Here is an 18,478-nt window from a genome sequence, read left to right as displayed (position 1 = left end):
TCTCCAGCACCGTCCCCGGCGTCGTCACCACGATGTCCCCGACGTGCTTGCGCAACGTCGACCCCGGGCGCACACCCGTGTTCGACGCATCCGGCTTCGCCGAGGTCGACGCGGGCGCCGGCGCAGGAGCAGGCGGGTTGGGGACCGTCCCGGTGACGGGCGCCTCGCCCACGAAGTAGCCGACGACGTCGACGATCAAGGAGGTGCTCGCGGCGTTGTTGTAGAAGGTGATCTGGTCACCGCGCGAGCCACCCAGCTTGAGCATCGCGCTGTTGGCGATGTCACGGCCCGCGGCCGGGTTCTTCACCGACGCGGCCTTGCACGAGGCGAGGGCCGTGCCGGCGGGGCACGCGGACAGGTACGAGGTGCCCGTCGTGCGCGTCGTGGTCACGTTGACCACGGCCGCCTTCGCCCCCGCGGGGACGGCCGGGGCCGTCAGGGTGCGGGTCTGCCCCGCGGACATCGGCTGGAAGCTCATCGCGCGCTGGGGCGAGACCGGCACGTACGTGCCCTTGCCCGCGCTCCCGCCCTTGACGAAGAAGCCGGTCACGTCCACGACGACCCGGCCGGGGCCGGCGTTGTTGTAGACCTGGATCTGGTTGCTCGAGGTGCCGCCGAGCTTCACGACGGCGGCGTTGGCCCGGTCGATGCCCGGCGCGGCGTTGTTCACCGACGAGCCCGAGCACACCGCGCGGTCCTGGCCAGCGGGGCACGCAGACACGTACGACACGGTCGAGAACCGCGACGACGTCACGTTGACCGCGACCGCGGTCGCGCCGACCGGCACGTCGCGCAGCGTGAGCGTCTGCCACTCCCGCGTGCCGAAGGTCCGGTCCAGAGCGCGTGACGGGACGCGCGACGTGAACACGCCGTCCGTCGTCGTCGGGGGCACGTAGAAGCCGTGCACGTCGACCGAGAACCGCAGCGAGCCCGCGTTGTTGTAGACCGTCACCTGGTCGCGCGCGGCGCCGCCGAGGGCGACGACCGCGGAGCCGGGGGTGTCGATGCCGGGCCGCGGGTTGAGCGCCGACGTCGTGCGGCAGTCGGCGAGCGGTGTCCCGGCCGCGCAGAGCGACATGTAGGACACGGCGCTCGCGCGCGACGCGGTCACGTTGAGCTGGACGGCCGTGGCCCCGGCCGGGACGTCCGGGATCCGGATCGTGACGGTCTTGCCCGCGCCGATCCCCTGGCCGGACACGACGCGCCGCGGCGCGACCGCACGGTAGGCGGCGCCCGTGGCCGAGGTGGCCTCGGCGACGTCCGTGGTCGGGACGCCGACCGTCGTCGGCGCCCCGGCCGCCGTGACCGCCGTCGCAGGGGCGGCGACGAGCGCCGCCAGGAGCGAGAGTGCCAGGACCGCGAGCGCCCGGGAGCGGGCCGGGTGGTCGGAGAGGCGGGTCGAGCTGCCCGGTCGTGCCGAGCGCAGGGAGAAGATCTCCAGCACAGAGGTGCTCCGTCGTTTCGGTAGCCTGGCTGACCGCGGGGGTCCCATGGCTTTGCGCCCCTGCCTCGCGACAGGTTTGCCTTTTCGTGGACCCCGCCACCATACGAGCCGGATTTCACCCGGTCCAGGGCGTGTGACCTACGTCACCGGGGACGAAGCGGCCTTTTCCCGGTCGAATTCGGACATCCCGACCGAGATTTCGTGTTGCTCATCACGAGGGTTCGTGGCAATGGGGATCACGAAGCACGGCGGACCACCCCGGATGATCATCGAAGGCGCAGATCGGACGTCGTGACCGAGTCGGGTCCGGGTGCGCGTCGGTGCGGCACCGCCCGGTCCGGGTCGTGCTCCGTCCCGCGCGACCGGCGCGCGGCCGGCCGGGCGACCGGCCGGGCGACCGACGTCACGCCACCGGGCGGACCGCCGGCCGCACCGGTCGCCCGAGCAGCACCCGGGAGGCGATCGGCACCCGCAGCAGGAGCAGGCCCACCCCCCACGGCACGGCGAGCGCGAGGGCGGCGTCGAGGGGACGTCCCTCGTGCGGCGTCCCGAGCAACCACAGGACGAGCGCGTGCGAGAGGACGACCATGAGGCCCGCGGCGGCGAGGTCGAGGACCAGCCGCGCCGTGTGCCGGCCCACCCGCGCCGTCCCCCACTCGGCGAGCAGGACGAGGCCCGCGCTGATCGTCACGGCGACGACCATGCTCACGACGGGCGTGCCGAGGTCGACCTGCTTGAGGTCGACGGGCGCCGACACCCCGGCGGCGACCGCGACCGCGCCGACGCCCACCAGGCCCAGCCCGACGAACGGGACCGTCCGCCCGGCCAGGCGCGGACGCAGCCGGGCCAGCTCGGCGCCCGCGGCGACGAGGACGAGGCACGGCAGCGCGAGGCCGACCGAGAGCGGCACGGCCGCCAGCGCGTCCCCTGCCACATGCCCTGCCAGCAGGCCCGTACCGGCGACGAGCCAGACGACCGCCCGGGGCGCCCCGTCGAGCACGCGGTAGGCCACCACGGTGACCAGCAGGGCGGTGACGAACCAGAACGCGGAGAAGGGCCGTCCCGCGTACGCGCCGCCGAGCAGCGCGTCGCGGACGGATCCGAGCGCGACGGGGCCGCCCCGTGCCGCCGTGACGCCGAGGACGACGGCGAGGATCACGACCAGCCAGGCGACGTACGGGACGAGCAGCGTCGGCACGCGACGCGCGAGCTCCTCGCGCACGCCTCGCCCACCGCGCCACAGGTAGCCGGAGAGGACGAAGAACACCGGGACGTGCCACGGGTGGACGACGGACCGCACGGTCGGCTCGTCCCAGACGTGCCCGACGACCACGGCGACGATCGCCAGGACGCGGACGAGGTCGACGCCCACGGACCGCGGCCGGGTACGGGACGACCCCGCTGCTCCCACGGTCGCCGGCATGCGGCGACTATGGCAGAGCGGGGTCGTCGGGCGCACCGTCGGGTGGGACGCCTGGTCACCGTCCCGACGGGCGCGCACGTGCGGTGCGCGCCCGTCGGGAGCGACGGTCACGGGTCGTAGCGGATGCCCAGGTCGCGACCGAGGGCGAGGTTGCCCGAGCCGTCGGCCCACACGTTGGTCGTGAGCGACTTGTCGAACGTGACGCCCTCCTTGACGCGGATGACGTACTTGGATCCGCCGCCGAAGTCGAACTGGTTGCGACCGAACCGGTTCTCGGTGAACGTCCCGAAGCGCATGGTCGAGTACCGCCCGCGCGAGAACGCCGCCGAGGCGTAGCCGCCGTCGATCCAGTTCCTGGCCATCGTCACGCCCGTGATCGGTGCGACGTTCGGCGTGACCATGAGCCCGGCGCCGCGGTTGCGCGCGTCGTAGGTCTGGTCACCCGCACGCGTCGACATGAACGACTCGAGGTTGTTGCCGACGATCCGGATGTTCGAGCCACCCTGGATCTGGATGCAGTCGTTGTGCGTCGGACCGTTGTTCTGCGCCGGGTCCTTGGCGAAGTAGCTGAGGTCGTGGCACCAGCTGCTCTCGATGACGACGTTCGCCGGTGCGCTCCTGTTCGCGGTGTTGAAGATCCCGAACCCGTCGACGACGTGGTGCACGTCGACCCGCCGCGCGGTGTAGTCGTGGCCGAGGATCCCCGTGATGAAGGTCGACGGCGTCTTGGGGACGAGGGTCGTGTCCTCGATGAGCGCGTTCGTGCAGCTCGACTCGAGGCAGCTCACCAGGCCGGTGCTGTACGAGCCGCGCCCGCTGCCGCGGACGACGGAGTTGCGGATCGTCACGTCAGCGGCACGGATCGAGACGAACCCGTGGATGTCCATGCCGTCGATGACGGTGCCGGCCTTGGTGATGACCATGTCGCCGTCGTGGCGCTTGAGCGTCGTGCCGTCGGGGACGCCGGTCCGCGCCGCGTTCGGCTTGATGGTGCCCGCCGGGTCGGTCGGCGCGGGGGCCGGCGCCGGGGCGGGCGCAGGAGCCGGGGCAGGTGCAGGGGCGGGCGCAGGAGCCGGCGCGGGGGCGGGCGCAGGGGCCGGGGCGGGCGCCGGAGCGGGTGCGGCGTCCGTCGGGACGGCGTAGCCGACGACCGACACCGTCACGCCGACCGGCGCGGACGTGTTCGCGACCGTGATCTGGTCGTCGCCGGTACCGCCGAGGCCGATGTACGCCACGTTGGCGCTGTCGTTGCCCGGGTAGGGGTTCACGACCGACGTCGCCGCGCACGAGCCCGCGACCGAGGTCCCGGGGCACACCGTGACGGCGGTCCCGCCCTTGGCGTTCGCCGCCTTGACGTGGAGCTTCACTGCCGTCGCCCCATCGGGGGCGCTGAGGCGCAGCGTGCGCTTCTCCCCCTTGGCGAGGTTCGCCGTGAGGGCCGTGCCGGTCGCTCCCTGGAGCGCGCCGTCGGGCACGGCCGCCGAGCCCTTCACGAAGAAGCCCTGGAGGTCGGCGTTGAGCCGCACCGAGCCGAGGTGGTTGTAGAGCGTGATCTGGTTGCGCTTGGCCCCGCCGAGGCGCACGACGGCGACGTTCGAGCGGTTGACGCCCGGCGCCGGGTTGAGGACCGAGGACTGCGCGCAGAACGAGACCGCCGTCCCGGTCGGGCACGCGGACACGAAGCCACGCCGGGTCGCGGCGGCGTACCCGAGGTCCAGCGCGACCGCGGTCGCGCCGGCGGGCACGTCGGGGATGGTGAGCGTCATCGACTTCTGCTGCCCGAGGGCCTGCCACGACATGATCCGTCGCGGCGTCACCGGCGCGAAGGTGCCGTCGGCGCTCGCGCCGGCGTCACGCACGTAGCCGTTGAGGTCGACGTGCACCTTGACGGTGCCGCTGCTGTTCGTGATCTTGACCTTGTTCTTGTCCGCACCGACGAGCGGCGCGACGAGCTGTCCCGGGGTCACGGGACCCGGCGCCGTGGTGAGCTTCGCCGTCACGGGGCAGGGGGTGCCGGTCAGGCACGAGGTGAGCGTCGTGCGCGCGGTCGCGTCGGCCGCTGTCACGTTGAGCACCGCTCCCCGTGAGCCGGCCGGGATGGACGGCAGCGTGACCGTCACCGACTTGCCCGGGCCGAGGATCGCGCTGCTCACGACGCGGCGCGGCACCACGGGTGCGAGCGTCGAGCCGTCCCCGAGGAGGTCCTCCGCCGCGACGGTCGGCACGACCGCTGCGGCGGTCGCGCCGGTGGGGGCGGGTGCCGCTGGAGCGGGTGCGGCGGTCGCCGGGAGCGCACCCCCGGTCATCGCCACCACCAGCACTGCTGCGGCTGTCGCGCCACGGCGCAGCCCTCTCGTCAGTCCGACGTCGATCCGCATCGACCATCTCCTCCGTGCGTCGCGTGCGGCACACGACCGTCCCGGCCGAGCACCAGAGTCCGCAGGCCCCCTTCCCGCGCCTGGCTGCGGGCAGGCCACGACCGAGGTGGTCGCACGCTGCGCGGGGCCGGACTGCAGGAGGGGCACGCGCTGGTGCGGCCGTCGGACCAGCGCGCCTGCCGTCTGTCGGGTCAGAGGTTAGGCCAATCGAGTGATCCGTCAACAGCCCCCGCCCGGCCGACGTGCACGCCTCCGCGTCGGGTGCTAACGCTTCGAGGAGGACGCGGGCGCGGGCCTTCCCGCAGGCCGCAGGCGCATTGCTACCCTCGCCCGGCAGGGTCGGAACGTCCGGTTCGCCCAGGTCCGCACCGCCCCGAATGTGACCCGAGTCACAGTTTGGTCACGATCAGATCACGCCGCGGGACGCGCCGCGCCGGCCGGAGGAGAGGCACCCTGAGCGAGCCCCGACCCGTCGTCGCGGTGTGGAAGTCGACCTGGCTCCCGCCGTCCCAGACCTTCGTCCGGGACCAGCTCGCGGCGATGACGCGGTGGGCCCCCCTCCGCCTCGGGGTCCGCGACGTCCCGGACGCGCTCGTCCACGCCGACCGGGCACCGTTCGGCCCCGGCCGCGTCGGCCGGGCCGCCCACCGGCTCAGTGCGGCGACCGGGCACCGCGGCGTCTACGACCGCGTCCTGCGCGAGCGCGGAGCACGGCTGGTCCACGCCCACTTCGGCACGAGCGCCGTCGGCGTGCTGCCCGTCGCGCGGCGGCTCGGCCTCCCCCTCGTCGTGACCTTCCACGGCTACGACGTCACGCGCGAACCCGGGCGGGGTGCCGCGGGTGCGCGCTACGTCGAGCGCCTGCGCGACGTCTTCGCGTACGCCGACACGCTCCTCGCGGTGTCCGACCACCTCGCCGGGCGCCTCGTCGACCTCGGTGCACCGGAGCACAAGGTGCGGGTCCACCACGTCGGGATACCGGTCGAGGCGGCCGCGCCGCCGGTGACCGTGCGCGACGGCGTCGTCCTCGTCGGCCGGCTCGTCGACGTCAAGGGTCCGCGCGACCTCGTCGCGGCCGCGGCCCGACTGCCCGAGCCGTACCGCGGCGTCCCCGTCCGGGTGGTCGGTGACGGTCCGCTCGCGCGCGTCCTCGCCGACGACGCGACCGCGGCCGGCGTCCACCTCGAGCTGCTGGGACGGCTGCCGTCGCCGCACGTGGCGGCCGAGCTCGCGCGGGCCGCGGTCTTCTGCGGACCGTCCCGGACGACGGCGGAGGGTCAGGAGGAGGCGTTCGGCATCGTGTTCCTCGAGGCCGCGCTCCACGGGCTCCCCGTGGTCGCCTACCGCCACGGCGGGGTCCCCGAGGCCGTCGTCGACGGGGTCACCGGGCTCCTCGCGCCCGAGGGCGACGTCGACGCGCTCGCCGCGCACCTCGGGTCGCTGCTCGCAGACCCGGCCCGCGCCGCGACGCTCGGGGCGGCAGGTCGGGCACGCGTGCTGCGCGACTTCGACGTCCGCACGCAGACGGCGCGGCTCGAGGAGGTCTACGACGAGGTGGTCGCGCGAGCCGCCGTGCGCCGGTACTCGACGTAGACGTACCCGAAGGCACCCGAGGCGAGCCCGAGCCCGCGCGCGAGCGTCCGGGCCCCCCGCGCGCGGTGCGCGCGGTCCCGCGTCACGGCACCCAGCACGAGGCGCGCCGCGCCCCCGCCGACGCGCACAGCCCCCCGCAGCGCGAGGCGGACGCGCTCCCCCGACCGCTCGACCGGGCCGTCGGCCAGCTCGAGCGACGTGCGGCTCCACGAGTTGCCGGAGCGCAGCGCCTTCTGCAGGACCCACCGCCGCGTCAGGCGCTGGCGCGGCACGACGTCGACGACGGGCGCCTCGGCGCACCACACGATGCGCTCCCCCGCGCGGGTCAGCCGACGCGTGAACAGCGTGTCGGACCCGCCCGTGAGCCCGAAGCGCTCGTCGAACGTCAGCCCGAGCCGCCGCACGACGCGCATGTCGAGCAGCAGGTTGTTGGTCGCGGCCGCCTCGACGACCGCACCGGTCGGCGGCCGTCGCCGCTCGAAGAAGCCGCCGTCGCGGATCCACGGCTCGGGCTCGACCTCGAACTCCGAGACGACGGGCCCGACGACCGCGGCCGAGCCCTCGGCCGCGTGCACCCGCAGGAGCGCGTCGAGCCACCCGGGCGACGGGCGCTCGTCGTCGTCGATGAAGACCAGGACGTCCGCGGACGACTCGGCGAGCGCGCGGTTGCGCGCGGCGGCGATGCCCGGGACCGGTTCGTGCACGTAGCGCACGCGCGCGTCCGGCACGGCCAGGACGGTCGGGCGTCCGCTCGCGTCCGGGTCGTTGTCGACGACGAGCACCTCGGCGAGCGCGTCGGGGAGCTGATCGAGGAGCTGCGGCAGGACGGCCGTCAGGTCCTCGGGGCGTCGGTAGGTGAGCACGGCGACGGTGACGGATCCCTCGCCCGCCACCGCGGCGCGGGCCGTCGGCTGCGCGTCCGTGTCCGGTACGTCGTCCCCGGCCCCACCCGTCGTCGCGGCCGTCCCGGTCGTCCCACCCACGCAGCGGCCTCCCTCGTCGTCGGGCGACGACGGTACCGCGGACGCGGTCGTCCCCGTCGTCGCGCTCGCGTGCGTCACGCGGTCGTCCCCGGGCCCCTGCGGCGCCGCCCGGGCAGGACGGTGGCGAGGCGACGCAGCGCGCGCACCGTCGCCGCGCGGTGGACCGCGGCCAGGACCGCCGCGGTCGCCGCGACGTACGCGGCGGACCCGAGGAGCAGGGTCGCGAGCGGGCCGAGGTCCGTGAGCGTCACCAGCAGGTACGCGACGACGCCCCACACCGCACCGTGCAGCGACGGGAGCACCGCGGCGGCCTGCTGCCGGGCCGACACGCCCGCGAGCCGCCGCTGGATCACGAGCAGCACGGGCGTCAGGAGGAACCCGGCGACCGTGTACCCCACCGCGACCCCGAGGACCCCCCAGCGGAGCCCCAGCACGATGCCGCCCACCTGGACCGCGGTCGCGAGGAGCTCGTAGCGCACGAGCAGCCTCACCCGCCCGGTCGCCTTCATGAGCGGCCCCGAGACGTACACCACTGTCTCGCGTGCGCCGGCGACGGCGAGGACCGTCAGCAGCGGTGCGGCGGGCAGCCACTCGGTCCCGAGCACCACGGTGACGACCTCGTGCGACGCCGCCGCGAGGAGACCCATGAGCGGCAGGGTCACGACCGCGAGCATCTCCATCGCCTTGAGGAGGTTGTCGCCGAGGAGGTCGCGGCGGTCGGCGAGCCTCGAGAACACCGGGAACATGACGCGCGACACCGTCTGCCCGATCATCTGCACGGGGATGACGAGCACGCGGTACGCCATGCCGTAGTACGACAGCGCGACGACACCGAGCACGCGCCCGACGAGGATGTTGTCCGCGTTGCGCGAGAAGTACGCGATGCCGTTGGTGGCCATCACGCGGACACCGAACCCCAGCAGGTCCCGCAGCTCGCGGACGTGCAGGTTCGGCACGGGTCCGCGCTCGGCGCGCACGAGCACGGCGGCGACGACGAGGTCGAGCGCGACCACCTGGAACACGATCGCGGCCGGGCCCGCGCCCAGCATCGCCGCGACGACGCCCGCGACGGCTCCGACGGCGGCGCCCGCGACGTCGGCCACGGCGATCGAGCGGAACGTCAGCGTGCGGGCCTGCATCGCGCGCGGCGCGATCGCGACCGACTTGACCACGAGGCCGAGGCCCAGCCACCGCAGCACGGGCACGAGCTCGTCGACCGAGAAGAAGTCGGCGACCCACGGGGCGGCGAACCACGTCGCCACCGCGAGCAGCACGCCCGAGACGACGTTCGCGCTCGCGACCGCGCCCGCGGCCCACCGGCTCAGCGCCGGCCGCTGGATCAGCGCCGACGCGAGGCCCTGGTCGAGCAGGAGGGTCGTGAACGTGACGTAGATCGTCGCGGCGCTGATGACGCCGTACGTCTCGGGGCCGAGCACGCGCGCGAGCACGATGCTCGACGCGACGAGGAACAGCTGCCGCCCCGCGACGGCGATCGAGTTCCACTGCACCGCCGACGCGGCCGCCCCCGCGGCCAGCGGGCGCGTCGTCGGATCATCGTCGGGTCGGGCACCGTCGGGCTGGGCACCGTCGGGCTGGGCGTCGTCGGCCGCGTCGCGCGCCGTCACGTCGTCCGCCCTCACACGCCGCCCGCCACGTCCGCGAGCGCGGCCGCGACCCGGCGCCGGTACAGCTCGGGTGCGTGCCGGTCCGCCGCGAGCGCGGCGTCCTCGAGGGCGGCGGCGCGCACGTGCGCCCAGTCGTCGCGGATGCGTCGCACGGCGTCGGCGATGGCCGCGGCGTCACCGGGCGGCACGCGCTGCGCGGACGCGTAGCCGGCGGCGGCCTCGCGGAGCCCGCTGGTCGCGCTCACGACGAGCGGGCGGGCCGCGAGGACCGCCTCGACCGCGGTGTTCCCGAACGGCTCGTCGACGACGGACGGCACGACGGCGACGTCCGCGTCGGCGAGGAAGGCCCACACCGACGGATGGAAGCCGTGGAACCGCACGGCGTCGCTGAGCCCGAGCTCGGCGACGCGGTCACGGAGCTGCTGCTCGAACCACTCGTAGCCGGGGTACACCGCACCGACCACGTCGAGCTCGGCGGGGCAGCCCCCCGCGACGAGCTCGCCGAGCGCCTCGACGGCGACGTCGACGCCCTTGCGCGCGGACAGCCGCCCGACGTAGAGCATCCGCACCGGGCCGTCGAGGCGCTCGCGTGCGGGCGTCGCGTGCCCGGGTCCCGGGACGCCGTTGTGCACGACCGTCGCGCGTCGGACCGTCGCGGGCAGCGCCCCACGCAGCACCCCGACGCTGAACTCGCTGTTCGCGACCACGCCGGTCGCCGCGAGAACCGGCAGGGCCAGCGCACGCCGGACGAGCGCGGGCGCGCTCGCCTCGGCCTCGTGGACGTGGAGGAGGACCGGTCGCCGTGCGAGGCGCCCCAGGAGCGTCCACAGCGGGACCGTCACCGTGCTCACGTAGAGCGCGTCGGCACCGGTGCGCCGCACGAGCGACAGCCCCCGCACGGCACCGACGAGCGTGTCGGCGACGAGCCGCACGAACCCCGCGGGGCGCAGCGCGCTCTTGCGCAGGACGGGCGTGCGCGTGCGGACCACCCGGGCGCCGAGGGCCTCGAGCTCGCCGACCAGCGGACCGTCGTCGCACAGCGTGACGACGACCCGCCACCCTGCCTCGCGGAACCCGGCGACGCTCTCGAGCATCACGCGGTCCGAGCCGTACAGCTCGGCCCCGGGGTGAGCGACCAGCACGGTGCGCACGCCGTCCCGTCGAGCCGCACCGCTCGGGCGCGCGCTGCCCACGGGCGCGCCGCTCACGGCTCGACCGGCCGGACCGGCCCGACGGTGAGGTCGTCGAAGGCGACGACGACGGGCGTCGTGGTCGCCGAGCCGGAGACGTAGGCCACGAGGGCGACCCCACCGGCCTGCTGGAGCGCGGTGGCCGCGTCGGTCGCGGTGACCTGCCACGACGTGGGCTCGTGCGTGCCCTCGGCCCACACGCGGGCACGGAGCGTCGTAGGGGCGGTGCCCGTGAGCTGGAGACGGACGTGCAGCCGCTCACCCGCAGCGACGACCAGACCCGGCACGCGCGCACCCGCGAGGCTCGTCTCGGAGCCGCCGGACACGGACGTGAGCTGCAGCGTCACGGCGCCGTCCGCACCGACGCGGACCTTGGCGCGCTGGTCGCCCGCGGCGGTGCGGCGCCCGGCGACCGACACGTAGGTGCCGCCGCCGTCGGCGACGGGCGTCGCCGCGACGGTGACCCGGACGTCGGTGTCGAGCGCGGAGACGCCGAGGGACGCCGCGACGCCGGACCCGGGGCGCGCGAGCGTCATCCGGCCCTGACCGTCGGCCGTCGAGAACGCCGACGCCGGACCGGCGAGCGTCCAGGCACCCCCGGTCGGCGCGCTCCCCCACCCGCCGACGACGTCGCGCGCGAAGTCGTCCTGCGCCACCTCGCGCGCCGGGACGGGCGCCTCGTCGACGAGGACGACCTGCGACGCGGACGACGACAGCCCGTCGTCGTCGGTCGTGACGAGCATGATCGTGTACTCGCCCGGCACGGCGTAGGTGTGCGACGCGGTGCGGCCCGAAGCCGTGCTGCCGTCACCGAAGTCCCACTCCCACCCGGCGACCGAGCCGTCCGCGTCGGTCGACGACGAGCCGTCGACCTCGACGTCGAGGCCGTCCACGACCGCGTCGAACGCCGCGACCGGGGCCTCCTGGGTCGGCGGCGGCCCGCCGACCGTGACCGGGTGCGTCACCGACGCGGCGTCGCCGTCGTCGTCGGTCGCGGTGAGCGTGACCGAGTAGGTGCCGGGGGCGGCGTACGCGTGGGTCGGCGTCGCGCCCGTGCCGAGCGTCCCGTCGCCGAAGTCCCACCCGTGCAGGACGACGGTGCCGTCGGTGTCGGTCGTCCCTGTGGCGTCGAACGCCGCGGTGAGCCCGTCGACCGTGCTGACGAACGCCGGGGCGGGCGGCTCGTTGAGCACGGGCGGCGGACCGTCGACCGGCGTCGCGAGGACGTCGTCGACCGTGACCACGAGCGGCGCGCTCGCCGACGACGCCGACAGGTACGTCATGACGCCGACGCCGCCCGCGGTCTGGAGCGCGGGCGTCGCGTCGGCCGCCGTGAGCTGCCAGCCTGTCGGCTCGGGGTTCCCGTCCTCCCACGCACGCGCTTGGAGCGTGGTCGGCGAGGTCCCCGTGACCGTGAGCCGGACGCGCAGCGCGTCGCCCGGGGTGAAGCGGACGCCGGGGACGGTGATCGCACCGAGGGTCGTCTCGGCGCCCGCGGCGCGGTTGAGGTAGAGGGTCACGGCGCCGGACGGGGCCACCTTGACCTTGGCGCGGTAGTCGGCCGTGCCCACCCGGCGCCCCAGGAGCGACGCGAACAGGCCTCCGCCGTCCGCCAGACGCGCGGGCGCGATGCGCGCCGTGAGGTCGGTCGACGTCGACGACACGGGCAGCGTCGCGGTCAGCCCCGCACCCGCCCGCGGAAGGGTCATGCGGCCGGCCCCGGCCGCCACGGAGAACGACGACGACGGGCCGACGAGCGCCCAGGCGCCGCCGACGTCGGCGGTCCCCCACCCGCGGCCCAGCGAGCGCCCGAACGCGTCGGCGGCGAACGCGGTGGCCGCCGGCGTGGGCGCCGGGTCGGGGTCGGCGGCGGGCGAGCCCGGGTAGGCCGGCGCCGCCGCGGGGGCTGCCGTCGCGGGAGCACCCGCCTCGGGCACGGCGGGCGACGACGACGGCGACGCGGCGCGACGGTCCTGCGCCGGGAGGGGAGGAGCGGCCTGCGTCGCACCGCTCGCGGCACCCGCTGCACCCGGGGACGACGACGTCGCCGCGGGCGCGGCAGCCGCACGCGTCGCCGGCGCGACGCGACCCGCCGTCGCGCGGACCCCCTGGCCGGCCCCTGCGACGACGGTCGACGGGACCGCGGCCTCGGCCGGCGCGTCCGACGCGTCGAGCTGGGCGACCACGCCCACGAGTGCGAGACCGGTACCTGCGAGGACGGCGGTCGCACGGCGCAGGTGGTGCTTCAGGGGCATGGCTGTCTCGCTCCGGGGACGACGGGGGCAGGGGTGTCCTGCCGCGCCACCACCCTACGAGGACATCTGTCCGGAAACCGGCTCCGAACGGGTGAAACCGGACATCGACGACGGTCGGGGGCCGCGGGCGACGGGCGGGCGCCCGCCCGTCGCCCTCGGGCGTCAGGGGCGCCGTGCGACGAGGTCGTCGACGGTCACCGTCACGGGCGCGTTGCCCGCGGAGCCGGAGACGTACGCCATGACCCCGACCCCGCCCGCCGTCTGGAGCGCGGACGCCGCGTCGGTCGTCGTGATCCGCCAGTCGGCCGGCTCGGGCGTCGCGGCCTCCCACGCCTTGACCCGGACCGTCGTCGGCGAGGTGCCCGTGACCTGGACCCGGATCGCGAGCGCCTCACCCGCCGTGAGCGTCACGCCCGGCACGGTCGCGGTGGCGAGGTTCGTCTCGCCGCCGTCGACGCGCGTCGCGTACAGCGTGAGCGTGCCGTTGGGAGCGACCCGGACCTTGGCGCGGTAGTCGGCCGCGCCGACCCGCCGCCCGATGAGCGACAGGAAGCTCCCGCCGCCGTCGGCCATCGGCGTCGTGGTCAGGACCGCCGTCGTGTCGGTCTCGGTCGAGGACACGCCCGGGAGCAGGGCCGTGAGGCCGGCGCCGGCGCGCGGGATCGTCATCCGGGCGACGCCGTCCGCGACCGAGAACGCCGAGCCCGGCCCCACGGTCGTCCACGGACCACCGACGTCCGCGGTCCCCCAGCCGCCCGCGACCGTGCGGCCGAAGGCGTCCGCGGCGAGGACGCCCTCAGGCGCCTCGACGGTGACCTGCTGCGTCGCGGTGGCCGTCGCACCGGCGTCGTCGGTCACGGTGAGCGTGATCTCGAACGTCCCGCCCGCCGCGTACGTGTGCGACGCGGTCGCGCCCGTCGCCGTGGACCCGTCGCCGAAGTCCCACGCGTGCGCCGCGACGGTGCCGTCGGGGTCGGTCGAGCCGGTCCCGTCGACGGCGACGGTCAGCCCCTCGGGCGTCACCGTGAACGCGGCGACCGGGGCGTCGTTGTCCTCGGGCGGCGGCGCCGAGACGGTGACCTGCTGCGTCGCCGTCGCGGTCGCGCCGTCGTCGTCGGTCACGGTGAGCGTGACGTCGAACGTGCCTCCCGTCGCGAACGTGTGCGACGCCGTCGCACCCGTCGCCTCGCCGCCGTCGCCGAACGCCCAGGCGTAGCCCGTCACCGAGCCGTCGGGGTCGGACGAGCCCGACGCGTCGACGGTGACCATGAGGCCGTCGGTCGCCGCCTCGAACGCCGCCACGGGCGGGGTGTTCGCGGGCGGCGCGGCACCCGGGGTGACGGCCACGAGGTCGTCGACCGCGAAGGTCACCGGGACGTTCGTCGCGCTGGCCGACACGTACGGCATGAGGCCCACACCGCCCGCGGTCTGGAGCCCCGCGGTGGAGTCCGTCGCGGTGAGCTGCCAGCCCGGCTCGGCCTGCCCGGCCTCCCACACCTTGGCGCGCAGGGTCGTCGGGGCCGTGCCCGTGACCTCGACGCGCATCCGGAGCCGGTCGCCCGCCTGGAACGACACGCCGGGGACCGCCGCCGCCGCGAGCGTGTTCTCGGCACCCGAGCTGCGGTTGAGGTAGAGCGTCACCGCACCGTTGGCCGCGACCTTGATCTTGCCGCGGTAGTCGGCCGTCCCGACGCGGCGCCCGATCAGCGACACGAACGCGCCGCCGCCGTTCACCACCGTGCTCGGCGTGACGGTCGCGCTCACGTCCGTCGAGGTCGACGCCACGCCGCCGAGCACGGTCATGAGCCCGCCGCCCGCGCGCGTGATCGTCATCCGGCCCTCGCCGCCGGCGACGGAGAACGCCGAGGCGGCACCCGTCGTCGACCAGGGACCGCCGACGTCGGCCGTGCCCCACCCGCCCGTCACGCTCCGCCCGAACGCGTCCTGCGCGAGCACGCCCGCGGGCGGCTCCGCGACCGTCACCTGCTGCGTCGAGGAGGCGGTCGCGCCGTCGTCATCGGTCACGGTGAGCGTCACGTCGTACGTGCCCGCCGCCGCGTAGACGTGCCCGGCCGTCGCGCCGGTCGCCGTCTCGCCGTCGCCGAAGTCCCACGCGTACGCGGCGACGGTGCCGTCCGGGTCGGACGACGTCGTACCGTCCGCCGTGAGCTCGAGCCCCTCGACGGCGGCCGTGAACGCCGCGACGGGGAGCTGGTTCGGCGGTGCCGTGACGGTGACCTGCTGGGTGGTCGACCCGGTCGCGCCGTCGTCGTCGGTCACGGTGAGCGTGACGTCATAGGTGCCCGCCGCGTCGTACGCGTGCTCGGCCGTCGCGCCCGACGCGGTCGCGCCGTCGCCGAAGTCCCACGCGTGGGCGACGACGGTGCCGTCGGGGTCGCTCGACGCCGAGCCGTCCACGGTGACCGTGAGGTCCGCCGTCGTGGCGGTGAAGGCGGCCGCAGGGACCTCGTTCTCGGGCTCGGGCGCACCCGTCCCGAGCGCGTGGTGCGACGCGACCTCGGTGGCCGAGAGCGCACGCGAGTACACGGCGACCTCGTCGACGGTGCCCGCGAAGTGCGGCTGCGGACCCCACGTCGTGTCGCTGCCGACCTTCCAGTACCCCGTGTACGCCTGGGCACCGGTCTGCGGGTGGGTGCCGACGGCCTGCCCGTCGACGTAGAGGACCATGCCGCCCGGGCCCTGGGTCGCGACGACGTGGTGCCACTGACCGTCGTTGTACGCCGCGGGCGAGGTGATCGTGTTCGTCTGCCCTGTCCACACGCCGTACGTGAGCCTGCCGTCGTCCTCCATGTAGACGTGCCGGTCGTAGTTGCCCGACAGGTCCTCCTGGTTCGACCCGAAGCCGATGAGCTTGCCGCCCGTGGTCGTCGTCGTCCGGAACCAGAGCTCGGTCGAGTAGACGCGCGGGTCGGTGAAGCTGCGGTCGCTCGAGAGGAGGCCGCCCGCACCGTCGAACGTGACGGCCGTGCCGCCCGCGCGCAGGCCCTCGGCGCCGAGGGTCACGCCACGACGGAACGTGCCCGTCGTGCCCGTGAGGCCCGCGTCGGCGGCCGTCGTGCCCGACGTCTCGTCGAGGCGCCAGAAGAGGTCCGGCTCGGCGTCGTAGACGGCGGCGCCGTAGGCGTCGGCCGGCCGCGTCGGCAGGTCGAGCTCACGGCCCGACGAGCGGAAGTGGTCGACGACGTCCGCGTACGCGAGCGCGGTCGGGTAGACGGCGACCTCGTCGATCGAGCCGACGAAGAAGTCGTTGGACGGACGGCTCGGCCAGCCGCCGAGGTTGTCGCCGCCGATCCGCCAGTAGCCCGCGTACGCCTGCGCCGTGGTCGTGTCACCCCGGCTCGCGACGCGTCGGCCGTCGACGTAGAGGTTCATGCCGGTGTCGCCGAGGGACGCCACGACGTGGTGCCACTCGCCGTCGTTGTAGGACGCGGTGCTCGTCACGGTCCGGACGCCGCCGGGGTAGACGCCGAACCAGATGCGTCCCGAGCCGTCCATGTAGACGTGGCGGTCGTAGCTGCCGGACGTGCCGGTCGCCGCGTTGCCGAAGCCGATGATCTTGCCGCCGCTCGTCGACGTCGTGCGGACCCAGGCCTCGACCGTGAACCGGTCGGTGCCGGCCTCCGACGACGGCGACACGGCGATCCCGTCGGCGCTGCCCGGGAAGGTCGACGCGGTGTTCGGGTCGCCGATCACGGCACCCGTCGTGCCGCGCGTCACGGCGGGCCCGACGTTCGCGTCGTCCCAGCCGGCGTAGTCGATCGCCGTGGGCCCCCCGGGCTCACCGAGGCGCCAGAAGTACGAGGGCTCGTCCGCGAGCACGCGTCCGGCGTAGTCGCTCTCGGCGGCCGGCTGGTCGCTCGCGGTGATCCACACGGTGTCGGAGAGGACGCTGTTGCCGTACGGGTCGGTGATCCGGAGCCGGTAGCGGTACTCGACGCCCGGTGTGAGGCCGGTGTCGACGAAGCCCATCCCCGGCCGCTGCCAGAACGTCGAGGACTCGACCGCCTCCATCACGGGCGCGGCGGCGTTGCTGTTCCGGATGAGCGTGTAGGTGAGGTCCTCGTTGTCCCAGTCGTAGTTCGCGGTCCAGCGCACGCGCACGGTCCCGCGCTCGGGCGACACGGCGGAGAGGTCGACCTTGCCGCCCGTGAGCTGCGGGCCGACGTCGTTCGGCGCGATCTCGCGCACCGCGTAGCGGGCGAGGCCCTGCTGGCCGGCACCGTTGACCGCTGTGAACTCGCCGCCCATCAGGACGTACTGCGACGTGCCCGTCACGGTCCAGGGCCCCTGGTTCTGACCCGTGTAGGTGCCGAAGTTCATCCTCGGGTACCAGTTGAGCATCGTCGGCGCGGGGTTGCCCGCGAAGTTGAAGTACCCGTACGGGTCGTTCGTGACCGTCTGCGTCGCGGCCTTCGTGACCGCGGTCGCGAGGTAGAACGTCCACGGCTCGGTCTGCGGGAAGCCGCCGATGTTGCCGCAGTAGTGCTTGTGGCTCGCCTGGTAGACGACGTCGCCCACGGGCCACGCCGCGTACGTGTCGCCGTGGCAGTCCTCGACCCAGCGCAGTGCGCCGTCAGCCCAGTCCGCGGCGAAGGTCCCCTCGAGGTTGCCGCCCGAGCCGAAGACGTACCCCGTGCCGTAGACGGTGTCGCCGTCCGCCGAGAGGCCCGTGATGGCCGCGTCGCGGCCGCCGTTGCGGATGAGGCCGTTGACCGCCCACGGGAGCAGCTCACCCGTCGTCGCGCTCACCGCGCCCAGGCCGTAGCCGGGGTTCGACGAGCCGACCAGGCTCGTGAACGAGCCGCCGACGACGAGCTTGGACCCGTCGGGCGAGATCACCATCGCGTTGACGCCGCTGCCGCCCGCCGCGGGCGGGGCCCACGGCAGCAGCGCGCCGTCGGACGCGCGTGCTGCGGCCAGGCGGGTGCGGACCTGGCCGCCCACCGCGCTGAACAGGCCCCCGAAGTACACGGTGTCCGCCGTCGCGACGACCGAGCGCACCTTGGCGTCCGCGCGCGGCGTGAACGACGGGATCAGTGCGCCCGTCGCGGCGTCGACCGCGGCGATGCGCCACACCGTCGCACCGTTGACCTGCGTGAAGTCGCCGCCGATGTAGATCCGGCTGCCGTCGGGCGACGCGGCGATCGTCAGCACCTGCGCGTTGGTCCGCGGCGCCCACGAGGTGATGAGGTTCCCCGTGCGGATGTCGTACGCGAGCAGGTTCGCGCGCGGCACGGTGCTCACCCCCGGCGCCGCACCGGCCGGTCGCGCCGTCGCGAACGACCCCGCGACGTAGACCGTGTTGCCCACGACGACCTGCTGCCAGACCACCCCGTCGACCTGGACGGTGGGCAGCGAGTCGGCCGCGACCGTGACCGGTTCCGTCGGGTCCGACGGCATCGTGTCGGCCGCAGCGGGGACGACGGGTGCCAGGGCCAGTGCGAGCCCGGCGAGGACGGCGGTGCCGCGGGCGAGTGCGCGACGGAGGGTCAGCTGCATGGGGAACCCCTTCGGTCCTCATCAGGGGCGCGCTGGGGGGAGCACGCCTCCGGACAGGATAGGAAGG

Annotated in this window: 9 protein-coding genes and 1 riboswitch; of the genes, 1 reads left to right on the top strand and 8 read right to left on the bottom strand. The window is 75.0% G+C overall.

The window, feature by feature from the left end; genetic code table 11:
- The 3 genes from IEV86_RS16210 to IEV86_RS16200 all read right to left on the bottom strand — a co-directional run.
- Positions 1-1,444 (bottom strand): hypothetical protein (locus tag IEV86_RS16210; protein ID WP_229734701.1); only part of this gene is annotated, 1,444 nt, incomplete at its 3' end.
- A gap of 16 nt (positions 1,445-1,460) precedes the next feature.
- Positions 1,461-1,535: riboswitch (cyclic di-GMP riboswitch) on the bottom strand.
- A 312-nt stretch (positions 1,536-1,847) separates the two neighbouring features.
- The gene (locus IEV86_RS16205) at positions 1,848-2,867 is read right to left on the bottom strand and encodes an acyltransferase family protein (protein ID WP_081978887.1); all 1,020 of its coding nucleotides are present in this window, start codon (positions 2,865-2,867) and stop codon (positions 1,848-1,850) included.
- A gap of 107 nt (positions 2,868-2,974) precedes the next feature.
- On the bottom strand, positions 2,975-5,245 hold the full coding sequence (locus IEV86_RS16200; protein ID WP_152605731.1) for a right-handed parallel beta-helix repeat-containing protein: 2,271 nt from the start codon (positions 5,243-5,245) through the stop codon (positions 2,975-2,977).
- A gap of 480 nt (positions 5,246-5,725) precedes the next feature.
- On the opposite strand from IEV86_RS16200, the gene IEV86_RS16195 reads away from it, so the two are divergent.
- The gene (locus IEV86_RS16195; RefSeq protein WP_052426471.1) at positions 5,726-6,838 is read left to right on the top strand and encodes a glycosyltransferase; all 1,113 of its coding nucleotides are present in this window, start codon (positions 5,726-5,728) and stop codon (positions 6,836-6,838) included.
- Here IEV86_RS16195 and IEV86_RS16190 read toward each other — a convergent pair.
- The 5 genes from IEV86_RS16190 to IEV86_RS16170 form a co-directional block, all read right to left on the bottom strand.
- Complete coding sequence (locus IEV86_RS16190; RefSeq protein WP_188484758.1) at positions 6,790-7,821, bottom strand: glycosyltransferase family 2 protein; 1,032 nt, start codon at positions 7,819-7,821, stop codon at positions 6,790-6,792. The two genes, IEV86_RS16195 and IEV86_RS16190, sit on opposite strands and share 49 nt — an antisense overlap.
- Positions 7,822-7,895: 74 nt before the next feature.
- Positions 7,896-9,446 (bottom strand): lipopolysaccharide biosynthesis protein, encoded by a 1,551-nt coding sequence (locus tag IEV86_RS16185; protein ID WP_161784076.1) that lies wholly within the window; start codon positions 9,444-9,446, stop codon positions 7,896-7,898.
- Between the two features lie 11 nt (positions 9,447-9,457).
- Positions 9,458-10,654: a glycosyltransferase family 4 protein gene (locus tag IEV86_RS16180; protein ID WP_229734700.1), complete on the bottom strand. Its 1,197-nt coding sequence runs from the start codon at positions 10,652-10,654 to the stop codon at positions 9,458-9,460.
- Positions 10,651-12,891 carry a PKD domain-containing protein gene (locus IEV86_RS16175; RefSeq protein WP_188484757.1) on the bottom strand — a complete coding sequence of 747 codons (2,241 nt, stop codon included), beginning with the start codon at positions 12,889-12,891 and terminating at the stop codon, positions 10,651-10,653. The genes IEV86_RS16180 and IEV86_RS16175 overlap by 4 nt, the downstream gene beginning before the upstream one ends.
- Positions 12,892-13,053: 162 nt before the next feature.
- Entirely contained in the window at positions 13,054-18,411 is a 5,358-nt protein-coding gene (locus IEV86_RS16170) for a PKD domain-containing protein (RefSeq protein ID WP_043609577.1), read from the bottom strand.
- Between the last annotated feature and the right edge of the window lie 67 nt (positions 18,412-18,478).

Source organism: Cellulomonas carbonis (genome assembly GCF_014636275.1).
In the GTDB taxonomy this organism is placed as follows: domain Bacteria; phylum Actinomycetota; class Actinomycetes; order Actinomycetales; family Cellulomonadaceae; genus Actinotalea; species Actinotalea carbonis.
The sequence above is the reverse complement of the archived record's forward strand: the minus strand, read 5'-3'. Positions and strand labels throughout refer to the sequence as shown.

Coding starts and splice junctions, on each gene's coding strand:
- IEV86_RS16205 (WP_081978887.1), bottom strand. CDS start 2,867: ATGCCGGCGACCGTGGGAGCAGCGGGGTCGTCCCGTACCCGGCCGCGG.
- IEV86_RS16200 (WP_152605731.1), bottom strand. CDS start 5,245: ATGCGGATCGACGTCGGACTGACGAGAGGGCTGCGCCGTGGCGCGACA.
- IEV86_RS16175 (WP_188484757.1), bottom strand. CDS start 12,891: ATGCCCCTGAAGCACCACCTGCGCCGTGCGACCGCCGTCCTCGCAGGT.
- IEV86_RS16170 (WP_043609577.1), bottom strand. CDS start 18,411: ATGCAGCTGACCCTCCGTCGCGCACTCGCCCGCGGCACCGCCGTCCTC.